At 70.2% G+C, this 12,777-nt stretch carries 10 protein-coding genes; all 10 read left to right on the top strand.

The features are described from left to right. A partial coding sequence (locus VN520_RS37705) for a WD40 repeat domain-containing protein (protein ID WP_325751461.1) occupies positions 1-2,567 on the top strand: 2,567 nt, incomplete at its 5' end. Between the two features lie 549 nt (positions 2,568-3,116). Beyond that, entirely contained in the window at positions 3,117-4,331 is a 1,215-nt protein-coding gene (locus VN520_RS37700) for an amidohydrolase (protein WP_325751460.1), read from the top strand. A 205-nt stretch (positions 4,332-4,536) separates the two neighbouring features. Further along, complete coding sequence (locus VN520_RS37695) at positions 4,537-5,586, top strand: BMP family ABC transporter substrate-binding protein (protein WP_325751459.1); 1,050 nt, start codon at positions 4,537-4,539, stop codon at positions 5,584-5,586. A 238-nt stretch (positions 5,587-5,824) separates the two neighbouring features. After that, a complete protein-coding gene (locus VN520_RS37690) occupies positions 5,825-7,411 on the top strand; it encodes an ABC transporter ATP-binding protein (RefSeq protein WP_325751462.1) in 1,587 nt (528 codons plus the stop codon). Further along, positions 7,408-8,526 (top strand): ABC transporter permease, encoded by a 1,119-nt coding sequence (locus VN520_RS37685; RefSeq protein ID WP_325751458.1) that lies wholly within the window; start codon positions 7,408-7,410, stop codon positions 8,524-8,526. The genes VN520_RS37690 and VN520_RS37685 overlap by 4 nt, the downstream gene beginning before the upstream one ends. Next, positions 8,523-9,788 (top strand): ABC transporter permease, encoded by a 1,266-nt coding sequence (locus VN520_RS37680; protein WP_325751457.1) that lies wholly within the window; start codon positions 8,523-8,525, stop codon positions 9,786-9,788. The genes VN520_RS37685 and VN520_RS37680 overlap by 4 nt, the downstream gene beginning before the upstream one ends. After that, positions 9,785-10,183 carry a cytidine deaminase gene (locus tag VN520_RS37675; RefSeq protein ID WP_325751456.1) on the top strand — a complete coding sequence of 133 codons (399 nt, stop codon included), beginning with the start codon at positions 9,785-9,787 and terminating at the stop codon, positions 10,181-10,183. Before VN520_RS37680 ends, VN520_RS37675 begins: the two co-directional genes overlap by 4 nt. Before the next feature lie 133 nt (positions 10,184-10,316). Beyond that, positions 10,317-11,594, top strand: a complete 1,278-nt coding sequence (locus VN520_RS37670) for a thymidine phosphorylase (RefSeq protein WP_325751455.1) — start codon at positions 10,317-10,319, stop codon at positions 11,592-11,594. Between the two features lie 98 nt (positions 11,595-11,692). Next, positions 11,693-12,283 (top strand): Uma2 family endonuclease, encoded by a 591-nt coding sequence (locus tag VN520_RS37665; RefSeq protein ID WP_325751454.1) that lies wholly within the window; start codon positions 11,693-11,695, stop codon positions 12,281-12,283. Positions 12,284-12,304: 21 nt separating this feature from the next. Next, on the top strand, positions 12,305-12,649 hold the full coding sequence (locus VN520_RS37660) for an STAS domain-containing protein (RefSeq protein WP_325751453.1): 345 nt from the start codon (positions 12,305-12,307) through the stop codon (positions 12,647-12,649). Positions 12,650-12,777 lie beyond the last annotated feature (128 nt).

Here is a 12,777-nt window from a genome sequence, read left to right as displayed (position 1 = left end):
CCGCCGTCGGCGCGGCCGTCGCAGCCGCACCGGCGGTCGTCCGCGTGCCCGTCCCGCACGTGGTGGGGGAATTCGTCGCCGCGAGCGCCCACGCACAGCGCCGGCGACGCCTCGTCACACGGGCATGGCTCGCGTCCCTCTCGGCCCTGGCCCTGGTGGCGGCCTCGCTCTTCGGATGGGCGTTCCACGAGAACGGGCAGGCGGCGGACCGCGAGAGGAGCCTGATCGCCAGGGAACTGGCCACCCAGGCCGACGCCATACGCGAACGCGACCCGCGGACCGCGCTCCGCCTGAGCCTGGCCGCGTACCGCACGGCGGTGACCCCGGAGACCCGGTCCAGCCTGTACTCGGCGTCGATGACCGTCACACCGGCCCATCTCGTGCCCGAGGAGCCGCACCGTGAGCCCGTTCTCAACATCGCCTACAGCCCGGACGGCAAGGTCCTGGCCGCGAGTCACCGGGACGACGGGGCCGGGGGCGGCCGTGTCCAGTTGTGGGACGTGTCCACGCCGACCGAACCCGTGGAAGCGGGCCGCTTCGAGCTGGAGAGCAGCCCGGTCATCGCCTACCACCCGCGCTCGCGGATCCTTGCCGCACAGTCGGCGGACGAACTGACCCTGTGGGACACCGCTGATCCGCAGAAGCCGAGGCGGATCGCCCTGGTACCGCTCGCCCACCAGGTGACGTACACGCTGGCCTTCAGCAAGGACGGCCGGACCCTCGCGGCGGGCAGTCAGAAGGGCCTGCTGCGGCTGTGGAACGTCGACGACCCCGCCCGGCCCACGCTCCGCGCGCAGCGGACCGTCGCCGGGACGGAACTGATCTCCTTGGCCTTCACCCGTGACGGAAGGCATCTGATCACGGGCAACGGGAGCGGCGAGGCGGGCAGCGAACAGCCCGCGCAGGTACGGCTGTGGGACGTCACCGACCCGGGCCGGCCCGTGCTGCGGGACACGGAACGGGCCGAGACGGTCATGGCGGTGGCCGCCGAACCCCGCCGTGACCGGGTGGTCGCCACCGGCGGAGAGGGAAAGATCGCCTGGTGGGAGGTGGTGGACGGACGGGACCTGCGACGTGTGGAGGCGGAGGAGTACAGGGACACCTGGGGCACCGGCAACAACGGCGTTCCCTCACTGGCCTTCAGCAAGGACGGCAGGTTCCTGGCAGGAGCGGACCGCGACAACGGCGTCCTTCGGTCCGAGGTGGCCGGGAAGGCGGCGGACCTGGTGGACGGTCTGACCGGGGTGACCCTGCCGACGGGTGAACCGTCCCAGTCGGTCGCCTTCAGCCCGGACAGCAGGTATCTGGCGGTCGGTGAGGTGGGCGGGGAGATAAGGGTGTGGCCCGACCGGCCCTGGGCGCCGGGGTTCACGGGCGGCATCCACGTCATGCCCCAGACGGGCACGAGTCCGTTCAGCGCCGACGGGAAGCTGGTCATCGCGGCGACGGACGCGGGCGATGCCACGCACACGGCGAAGGTGTGGGATCTCAGCGACCTGAAGAAGCCGAAGGTCCGGTACACCCTGCCGGGCGGATGGGAGGCGAAGTTCTTCCTGACCCGGCGCAAGGCGCCGCTCTTCCTGGCCCACCACTGGGCCGGAGGGCTGGACCACACCCTCCAGGTCTGGCAGCTCCGGCCCGACGGGGCCGTGAGGAAGAGCTCCAGCATCCGGTTCACCGCCGACATCCCGAACATCGCCGTCAGTCCCGACGGCATGCTCCTCGCGGTGGGCTCGCAGGAGGAACCGGACACCGTGCTGTGGGACATCCGTGACCCGGCGAAACCCGTGCGCCGGGGCACGATCGGAGTGAGGGCGGGCAGCTCGCTCGCGCGCTCGGGCGACCTGTGGTTCGCCGGGCAGCAGTCGCTGGCCACGGTGGAGGAAGGCCGGCACATCAGGTTCTGGGACGTCTCCGACCCCGGCCACCCCCGCAAGGGCGGCCGCATCGACGGAGCGGCGTCGATGGAGGGCGCGATGTACTACGGAGCGTCCCAGCTGATCGTCACCGAGGCGGTGGGTGACGAGATCCAGCTGTGGGACCTCTCCCGGCCCGCGCACCCCGTCGAGGGCGGTCTTCTCCCGGCCGCGCCGGGCGGCTACTTCCCCGTGGGCAAGGACCGGTTGGCGCTGGCGCTGGCCGACGGAAGCCTGGAGTTCTGGGACGTCTCCGACCCGGCGGACCCCCGAAGGCGCGGCCACGACCTCGTGTTCGACCGTAAGGTCACATCGATCAGCATGACCTCCGACGGCCGGCACGCGATGACGAGCGAGCCCTACCGCATCTGGTCGATCGGGAAGGACGGGCGGTGGAACACCCCCGAGCTCTTCACCTTGGAGCACGCGGGCGACGTACACCTGCCGCCGGCGAAGGGGTCGCAGGCACCCCGATGGCTGGCCGTCGCCGATTCCGGTGATTCCGGGATGTCACCGGGAAGGACCTATGTGCTCGACTTCGCCACCGACGGCCTCTACGAGGATCTGTGCGCGGCCTACCCGTCGAGCGTTCCCGAGGACCGGTGGAAACAGATGTTCCCGCACCTGACCCACCGCCCGTCCTGCGGCTGACTCCCGCCCGGGCGGTGGACATCCGCCCTCGTGCCGCCTTCACGGGCGAGGAGGAGTTCGTCCTCACGCCGGGCCGTCGCCTCCGCGACGAACTCCCGCCTCCGCTGCCCGCCGCCACTGCCCCCGCGCCCGGCATGCCCGAGCGCCGCCCGATGGCCGAGTGCGCCCGGTGCGGCGCACCAGGCCGCCCCGGAGCCCTCCCCGCCGGGCTCTTGCCGCTCCTGCCGCGCCCCGGGCCCGACAGGCGCGGCGACCGCCCCGGAGCTGCCCGCCGAACGCGATGCCGCCCGAAGGGCCGCGGCGCCGGGACGTGGCGACACGCACCCGCCGGTCATGACCGCATGACCGGTTACCCGGGAGTGCGAGGGCGAACGACGGCGACAGTTCACCCCTCCGCTCTCGCGCTCCCCCAGATCGGCGGAAAATGAGGCAGCTTACCCACCAGGCCTCTTCGTCACACGCCGCCACACCACTTTTTGTTCCCCTGAGCGGCTGAACTTTTGTCGATCAGTGGCCAGTTGCGGGTGTCAGGGGCCTACCCTTGACTGGGTGAACCAGTTGAAGTCCCGTGCGCCCCACGCCGAGGCCGTCCTGCCCGGCACCCTGCCCGACGACCTGCGTGACGAGCTCATCGCCTTCCGCCGCGATCTGCACATGCACCCCGAGCTCGGGAACCAGGAGTTCCGCACCACCGCCGCCATCAAGGCCCGGCTCGAGAAGGCGGGGCTGGAGCCGCAGGTGCTGCCCGGTGGCACGGGACTCGTCTGTGACGTGGGGGAGTGGGACGGCATGACCCCGATGCTGGCGCTGCGGGGTGACATCGACGCACTGCCCATCCCGGACACCAAGGCGGACGTCCCCTACCGCTCCACCGTGCCCGACCGGGCGCACGCCTGCGGGCACGACGTCCACACCACCTGTGTCCTGGGGGCGGGGCTCGTGCTGAGCGAGCTGGACCGGCAGGGGCTGCTGCCCCGCCCGGTGCGGCTGCTGTTCCAGCCCGCCGAGGAGGTGCTGCCCGGCGGCGCCGCCGACGCGGTCGCGGCCGGGGTGCTGGAAGGGGTGGGGCGGATCATCGGGGTGCACTGCGACCCCAAGGTGGACGTGGGCAGGATCGGGCTCCGGATCGGGCCGATCACCTCGGCCTGCGACCGTGTGGAGATCTCCCTCGACGGCCCCGGCGGGCACACCGCCCGCCCGCACCTCACCACCGACCTGGTCACCGCGGCCGCCCGGGTGGCCACCGACGTACCCGCGCTGCTCGCCCGGCGCGTCGACGCGCGGGCCGGACTCGCGGTCACCTGGGGGCGGCTGCAGACGGGTCATGCTCCCAACGTCATCCCGCAGCACGCCGAGCTGTCCGGGACGATCCGCTGCCTCGATCTGGAGAGCTGGCGGCAGGCGCCGGACCTGGTGCACGCGGCGATCGACGAGGTGGCCGGAATGTACCGGGCCAAGACGGTGATCGACTACATCCGCGGGGTGCCGCCCGTGGTGAACGAGGCCGAGACGATCGGCCTCCTCGACGCCGCGATGACCATCCGCCGCGGTTCGTACGCGATCGAGGACACCGAGCAGAGCCTCGGCGGGGAGGACTTCTCCTGGTACCTGGAGAAGATCCCGGGAGCCATGGCACGGCTCGGCGTACGGGCACCGGGCGACACGCGTGGTCTGGACCTGCACCGGGGCAACTTCGACGTGGACGAGGAGGCGATCACGGTCGGGGTGGAGCTGTTCACCGCCGCCGCGCTGCTGGACGCCTGACCTCGGAGATCAAGGAGCGGCCGCCTGCACGCGCGGCCGTGTGTTACCTCCAGGTAACCGCTTGTGACCGGACGCGACACCTTCTGTTCGCGACGATCCGATAACAGCTTCCGTAGGGGCCCTTATCTGACATCTACGCGCGTTACGATCGCGGCGAAACCAGCGCCGCAAGTGGCGCTTCGGTCAGGTTTGAAGGAGCCTTCCCTTGCGCCGGATCACCAGGATTGCCACCGTGGGCGTCATGTCCGCGGCACTCGCGCTGAGCGTCACGGCGTGCGGCGAGTCGTCCTCCTCGAGCAGCAGTTCCGACTCCAAGGCCGACAAGTCGGCCATCGCCTACGACATCGGTGGCCGCGGCGACCAGTCGTTCAACGACGCCGCCTACGCGGGTCTGGCCCGGGCCGAGAAGGACCTCGGCGTCAAGGGCACCGAGGCCGAGCCGTCGGACGGTGAAGCGGACGCCGACAAGGTGCAGCGCCTCACCGCGCTGGCGCGTGCCGGCAACAACCCGGTGATCGGTGTCGGCTTCGCCTACGCCCCCGCCATCAAGAAGGTCGCACCGAAGTTCCCCAAGATCACCTTCGGCATCATCGATGACGCCTCCGTGACCGGCGACAACATCGCCAACATCGTCTTCAACGAGGAGCAGGGCTCCTACCTCGCGGGTGTCGCCGCCGCCAAGGTCACCAAGACCAGGACGGTCGGCTTCATCGGCGGTGTCGAGACCCCGCTGATCAAGAAGTTCCAGGCGGGCTTCGAGCAGGGCATCGCCGACACCGACCCCTCGGTCAAGGTGGTCTCCCAGTACCTCACGCAGCCGCCGAACTTCGACGGCTTCTCCAAGCCCGACCTCGGCAAGGCCGCCGCTCAGGGGCAGCTCGACAAGGGTGCCGACGTGGTCTACTCGGCAGCCGGTCTGGCCGGCTCCGGTGCGATCGAGGCCGTCTCCAAGGCCGGCAAGTGGAACATCGGTGTCGACTCCGACCAGTACAAGCAGGAAGGGCTCGCCGCTTACAAGGCGTCGATCCTGACCTCGGTCACCAAGGACGTCGAGGACTCCGTCTTCAACCTGATCAAGTCCGTCCAGGACGGCAAGCCGCAGTCCGGTGAGGTCCGCTACGGCCTCGACAAGGACGGCGTCGGCCTGGCCGTGTCCAACCCGGCCTTCACCAAGATGACCGAGGTCATCACGGCCGTGGACAAGGCGAAGAAGGACATCATCGACGGCAAGGTCACCGTCAGGAGCGCCCCGTAACGATCCCGGTCGTCACGCTGGTTTCCCGTGGGCCCGGAGTGCGCACCGTCGCTGCTCCGGGCCCGTGGGGTGCTCATCGAGGAAGTTGTGCCCTTCGCAGTGCCCTGCTCGCACAGGTCCGGAACCCGTGTCCGGACCGTGCCGTGTGCCTGAGCTTCACGATTCGGCAGCGCTACGCGTGTAGACAGCCCTCCGGCGCGATAACTTCACCCCGCCCCCTGCCCCTGTGCTCCCGCTCCTGTCCGGCCAAGGAGAGTGCGTCATCAACGCGTCCAGCAGTCCCCCTGCCGTAGAACTGCACGGCATCACCAAGCGCTTCCCCGGCGTCGTGGCCAACCACGACATCGGCATCACCGTACGCAAGGGAACGGTCCACGCCCTCGTCGGTGAGAACGGCGCCGGGAAGTCCACCCTGATGAAGATCCTCTACGGCATGCAGAAGCCGGACGAGGGCACCATCGCCGTGGACGGTGAGCAGGTCACGTTCGGCAACCCCGGTGACGCCATCGCGCGCGGAATCGGCATGGTGCACCAGCACTTCATGCTCGCCGACAACTTCACAGTCCTGGAGAACGTCGTCCTGGGCGGCGAGAAGCTGCACGGTATCGGCTCCGCCGCGCGCAAGAAGATCATGGAGATCTCCGATGCGTACGGTCTGGGGGTCAGGCCCGACGCGCTCGTCGAGGACCTCGGCGTCGCCGACCGCCAGCGTGTGGAGATCCTCAAGGTCCTCTACCGGGGCGCCCGCATCCTGATCCTGGACGAGCCGACCGCCGTACTGGTCCCGCAGGAGGTCGACGCGCTCTTCGCGAACCTTCGCGAGCTCAAGGCCGAAGGCCTCACCGTCATCTTCATCTCGCACAAGCTCGGCGAGGTCCTCTCCGTCGCCGACGAGATCACGGTGATCCGGCGCGGTACCACCGTGGGCACCGCCGACCCCGCGCACACCACCACCAAGCAGCTCGCCGAGCTGATGGTCGGCAGCGAGCTCCCCTCCCCGGAAACCCGCGAGTCGACGGTGACGGACGTGCCGATGCTGCGCGTCGAAGGGCTCACCCTCAGCGTGACGGATCCGGACGGGGCCGTGCGTGACGTCCTGTCCGATGTGGGCTTCACGATCCACAAGGGCGAGGTCCTGGGCATCGCGGGCGTCGAGGGGAACGGGCAGACCGAACTGATCGAGACGCTCGTCGGCATGCGGAACCCGGACAGCGGAGTCATCACGCTGGACGCCGAGGACATCTCGCGCACCCCCACGCGCAAGAGGCGCGAGGGCGGCATCGGCTACATCCCCGAGGACCGCCACCGCCATGGGGTGCTGCTGGACTCCCCGCTCTGGGAGAACCGCATCCTCGGCCACGTCACGGAGAAGCCCAACAGCAAGGGCTGGCTGCTGGACCCGAAGGCCGCGCGCGCCGACACCGAGCGGATCGTGCGTGAGTACGACGTCCGTACCCCGGGCATCGAGGTCACGGCCGCCTCGCTCTCCGGCGGCAACCAGCAGAAGCTGATCGTCGGCCGCGAGATGAGCCACCACCCGAAGCTCCTGATCGCCGCCCACCCCACCCGCGGGGTGGACGTCGGGGCGCAGGCGCAGATCTGGGACCAGATCCGGGAAGCGCGCCGTGAAGGGCTGGCCGTCCTGCTGATCTCGGCGGACCTGGACGAGCTCATCGGGCTCTCCGACACCCTGCGCGTCATGTTCCGAGGGCAGTTGGTCGCTGATGCCGACCCCGCCACCATCACACCCGAGGAACTGGGCTCGGCCATGACCGGTGCCGCCGCCGGTCACCTCGAAGCAGCACCGGAGGACGAGGCCCGATGAGGAAATTCGACAAGGACCGGCTGATCCTGGGTTTCGCCGGCCCGGTACTCGCCCTGGTCGTGGCCTTCGTGCTCAGCACCCTGGTGCTGCTCGTCTCGGACCGCGACCCCTTCGAGCTGTACCGACTGCTGTTCGAGCAGGTGTCGTACAGCGACGTACAGGTCCTGATCATCAACCAGGCCGGGACGTACTACCTCGCCGCCCTCGCGGTCGCGGTCGGCTTCCGCATGAACCTCTTCAACATCGGCGTCGACGGGCAGTACCGTCTCGCGGCGATGATGGCCGCTCTCGTGGGCGCGAGCGTCAGCCTCCCCGGGCCGCTCCAGATCGTGCTGATCGTCGTCGTGGCGATGCTCGTGGGCGCCTTCTGGGCCGGGATCGCCGGCATCCTCAAGACCACGCGAGGCGTGAGCGAGGTCGTCTCGACGATCATGCTCAACTCCATCTCGACCTCGTTGGTCGCCTGGCTGATCCTGCCGAAGAACTTCGGTGAGCAGGCGGAGGGCTCCAACAACCTGACGACGGGGGACATCCCGGAATCAGGCTGGTTCCCCGGCCTGCCCCTGAGCCCCGACGCCGGTGAGATCTACGGTTTCACCTTCGTCGCCGTCGGTTGCGGCCTCGTCTACTGGCTCGTCCTGAACCGCACCCGGTTCGGTTTCGACCTGCGCGCCACCGGCGCCAGCGAGAGCGCCGCCCAGGCGTCCGGTGTGGACGCCAAGAAGATGATCCTGACCTCGATGCTGATCTCCGGTGCGGTCGCCGGCCTCGTCGGGATGCCGACGCTGCTGGGAGACACACACACCTACAGCCTCGACTTCCCCGTCGGCCTCGGCTTCACCGGCATCACCATCGCCCTGCTCGGCCGCAACCACCCGGTGGGCATCGCGCTCAGCGCACTGCTGGTCGCGTTCCTGGACAAGGCGTCGTCCCCTCTCGACCAGTTCGGCTTCGAGAAGGAGATCGCCACGATCATGCAGGGCCTGATCGTGATCTCGGTCGTCGTCAGCTACGAACTCGTCCGGCGTTACGGGACCCGCCGCCAGCAGCAGAAGGTCGGCGAGGAAATCGCCGCCGGCCACACCCTCACCACCGAGAAGGAGGCGGCCCTGTGAGCACCAGCAAAGTCTCCGCCGCACGCGTCGCCGCCCCGAAGGGCGGCGGGCGGCGCAAGCTGTCCCTGCCCGTCGTCCTCCTGATCATCGCCGGTGCGCTCGCCCTCGTCTCGCTGGTGCGCCTCATCAGCGGCGCGGACGACGTGACCTCCGTGGGCCAGGTGAGCGGCGCCCTCGAACTCGCGGTCCCGATCGGCCTGGCGGGCCTCGGCGGACTCTGGGCCGAGCGGGCCGGTGTCGTCAACATCGGCCTCGAAGGCATGATGATCCTCGGCACGTGGTTCGGTGCCTGGGCCGGTTTCCAGTGGGGCCCGTGGGTGGGCGTCCTCTTCGGCATCATCGGTGGCGCGCTCGGAGGACTGCTCCACGCGGTCATCACGGTCACCTTCGGCGTGAACCACATCGTCTCCGGTGTGGCCATCAACATCCTCGCTGTCGGCGTCACCCGCTACCTCTCCAACTTCACCTTCGCCGAGGAGCCCGGCGGATCCTCCAAGCAGTCTCCGCGCCTCGACGAGATCGACAAGATCACCGTGCCAGGGCTGTCGGACTGGATGCAGGACCTGCAACAGCACCACTGGTTCTTCGTCTCCGACCTCGCCGGCATCGTCGGGGGCCTGGTCACCGGACTGTCGCTGCTCACCGTCGTCGCGCTGCTGCTCATCCCCGTCACCTGGTTCGTGCTGTGGCGCACGGCCTTCGGTCTGCGGCTCCGCTCCTGCGGTGAGAGCCCGGTGGCGGCCGAGACCCTCGGCGTGAACGTCTACAAATACAAGTACATCGCCGTGACGATCTCGGGCGGCCTGGCAGGACTCGGCGGTGCCTTCCTGGCCATCGTCGCCACCAGCATCTACCAGGAGGGCCAGACCGGCGGCCGCGGCTACATCGGTCTCGCCGCGATGATCTTCGGCAACTGGATGCCGGGCGGTATGGCACTGGGCGCGGGGCTCTTCGGCTTCACCGACAGCCTCAAGCTCCGCGGCGGCGCCGAGAACGTGCACGCCATGCTGCTGCTCCTGGCGATCCTTCTGGTGATCGTCGTCTTCTGGCAGCTGTACCGGAAGAAGTACGTGGCCGCGGTGATCTCGGCGGCCGTCTCGGCCCTGCTGTTCACCTGGTACGGCCTGACGGACCAGGTCCCGAGCCAGTTCGTGGACGCCGCGCCGTACGTCACGACGCTGCTGGTGCTCGCGCTGTCCGCGCAGCGCTTGCGCATGCCGAAGGCGGACGGCTTGCCGTACCGCAAGGGCGAGGGCAAGTGACGACCCCGCAGCCCGTCGACTGGGGCGTGCTGCGCGAGGCCGCCCGGGACGCGATGTCCCGGGCGTACGCCCCGTACTCGGGCTACCCGGTCGGCGTGGCGGCCCTCGTCGACGACGGCCGCCTGATCACCGGATGCAACGTCGAGAACGCCTCGTACGGCCTCGGCCTGTGCGCCGAGTGCGGGCTGGTCTCGCAGCTGGCCGCGACGGGCGGCGGCCGGCTGACCCACTTCACCTGCGTGGACGGCACGGGCGCGGTGCTCGTGCCGTGCGGCCGGTGCAGGCAGCTGCTGTACGAGTTCGGGGGACCCGCACTCGTCCTGGAGACGCCGGAGGGCCTGCGTACGCTCGACGAGATGCTGCCGCAGGCCTTCGGGCCGCAGCACCTGGAGTAGTGCCCCCGCCGCCGCGCTCCCCGGGCGGGCCCCACCGGCCCGCCCGGGACGGCGCGGCGGAACGTTCCCCCTCTATGCGCGTAGAGTCAACGGGACTCTCGCCCACCCATCCGGCCGGAAGGACTCCCCTCCCATGGACGCCATCTCCGTCATCCGCACCAAGCGGGACCGCGGTGAGCTCAGCCCCGAGCAGATCGACTGGGTCATCGACGCGTACACCCGCGGCGAGGTCGCCGACGAGCAGATGTCCGCACTGGCCATGGCGATCCTGCTGAACGGCATGAACCGCAGCGAGATCGCCCGCTGGACCGCCGCGATGATCGCCTCCGGCGAGCGGATGGACTTCGGCGCGCTCTCCCGCCCCACCACCGACAAGCACTCCACCGGCGGCGTCGGCGACAAGATCACCCTGCCGCTCGCCCCGCTGGTCGCCGCCTGCGGCGCCGCGGTGCCGCAGCTCAGCGGCCGGGGCCTCGGCCACACCGGCGGCACGCTCGACAAGCTGGAGTCCGTCCCCGGCTGGCGCGCCCACCTCTCCAACGCCGAGATGCTCGACGTCCTGGACACCACCGGCGCGGTCATCTGCGCCGCCGGTGACGGGCTCGCCCCCGCCGACAAGAAGCTGTACGCGCTGCGCGATGTCACCGGCACCGTGGAGGCGATCCCGCTGATCGCCAGCTCGATCATGTCCAAGAAGATCGCCGAGGGCACCGGGGCGCTCGTCCTGGACGTCAAGGTCGGCTCCGGGGCCTTCATGAAGAAGATCGAGGACGCCCGCGAACTGGCCTCCACCATGGTCGCGCTGGGCACCGACAGCGGCGTACGGACCGTGGCACTGCTCACCGACATGGCGACCCCGCTCGGCCTGACCGCCGGCAACGCCCTGGAGGTGCGCGAGTCCGTCGAGGTCCTCGCCGGCGGCGGCCCGAGGGACGTCATCGACCTGACCCTCGCCCTCGCCCGCGAGATGCTCGACGCCGCCGGCCTCAAGGACGCCGACCCGGAGAAGGCCCTGGCCGACGGCTCCGCCATGGACGTGTGGCGCCGCATGATCTCCGCCCAGGGAGGCGACCCGGACGCCGGACTCCCCGTCGCCCGCGAGCAGCACGTGATCACCGCCCCGTCCTCGGGCGTCCTGACCCGCCTCGACGCCTACGACATCGGTGTCGCCGCCTGGCGCCTCGGCGCGGGCCGCGCCCGCAAGGAGGACCCGGTGCAGGCCGGCGCGGGCGTCGAGCTGCACGCCAAGCCGGGGGACACGGTGACCGGGGGACAGCCGCTGCTGACCCTGCACACGGACACCCCCGAGAAGTTCGAGTACGCCCTGAAGGCCCTGCCCGGCTCGTACGACATCGCCCCGGCCGGCACGCCCTTCACCGCCACGCCGGTGGTGCGGGAACGTATCGCCTGACCTGCGGCTTCTCCTTTCGGGTGAACGGGACCGGTGGACCACCACCGGTCCCGTTCGGCATGCTGTCATCGGTGACGCACCGATAAGAGGAGACCGCCATGAGCGCACTCACTGTCGGTCCCGGACCGGGCCACGGTCAGGACTGGGACGACCTCGTCCGGATCTGGGAGGAGACGGACGCGCCCGAGGGCTGCAAGGTGGAGATCATCGAGGGGATCGTCACCGTGTCGCCACCGCCGTCCAAGGACCACAACACCACAGCGGAGCTGCTGCAGCGCAGGCTCTACACCGTCATCCCGGAGGACTGGGGGATCTACCAGGCGCTCGGGGTCTCCGCCCCCGGCCGGGCCGGGCTGTACATCCCCGATCTCGTCGTCCTGCCGCGGGCGCTCGCGTCCGGGCCCGGCAACCGCGTGCCGGCGCAAGACGTCCGGCTCGTCGTGGAGATCACCTCACCGGCCAACGCCAACCACGACCGCATCGGCAAGGCGCACGGGTACGCGAAGGCCGGCGTCGAGCTGTTCCTGCTGCTCGATCCCTGGCACACCGGCCGCCCGACCGCGACCCTGTACGGAGAGCCCAGTGACGGCACCTACCGCGTCCTGGAAGCGGTCGAGTACGGCGGGACGCTGACGCTGCCGAAGCCTTTCGGGCTGGAGCTGGACACCGGGATCTTCCCGGTGAGCTGAGGCACGCGTGCCCGGGGGCCGATGAGTTTCGGGCGCTACGCCGGTCTCCCTGACGTGGATGCCATGACCCCGAACGCCCTCGTCGTCACCGGCCGCGTCACCCGCGCCGATGTGCCGGGTCTCTGCGCCGAGCTGGAGGCGCTGCTGAGCGGCGCCCCGGAGGCCGCCATGGTGGACTGCGACGTGGGCGGGGTCGTGCGCCCGGATCTGACCCTGGTGGAGGCGGTCGCCCGGCTGGGGCTCGTCGCACGCAGGGCCGGAGGCGTCGAGCTGCGGCTGCGCAACGTCCCGGCCGAACTGGGCGCGCTGCTCGATCTGGTGGGGCTGGCCGATGTGGTGGCGCACGTCCGGTGGGACCCGGAGTGAGCCACGCTCAGCGGGCCGTGGCGCCGTCGCGGAGCACGGCGTGGTAACAGACGGCCATCCTCGTCCGTATTCCCTCGGAGTCGTACGCCTTCGCATCCGGCCCGGGCACGGCGCCGGCCGACGGTGCC

The organism is Streptomyces sp. (assembly GCF_035563135.1).
Classification (GTDB): domain Bacteria; phylum Actinomycetota; class Actinomycetes; order Streptomycetales; family Streptomycetaceae; genus Streptomyces.
This window is presented reverse-complemented; position numbering and strand designations above follow the sequence as displayed.

What these genes read in the sequence shown, in the direction of transcription:
- VN520_RS37685 (WP_325751458.1), top strand. Translation starts at nt 7,408, where the DNA reads ATGAGGAAATTCGACAAGGACCGGCTGATCCTGGGTTTCGCCGGCCCG.
- VN520_RS37670 (WP_325751455.1), top strand. Translation starts at nt 10,317, where the DNA reads ATGGACGCCATCTCCGTCATCCGCACCAAGCGGGACCGCGGTGAGCTC.
- VN520_RS37665 (WP_325751454.1), top strand. Translation starts at nt 11,693, where the DNA reads ATGAGCGCACTCACTGTCGGTCCCGGACCGGGCCACGGTCAGGACTGG.
- VN520_RS37660 (WP_325751453.1), top strand. Translation starts at nt 12,305, where the DNA reads ATGAGTTTCGGGCGCTACGCCGGTCTCCCTGACGTGGATGCCATGACC.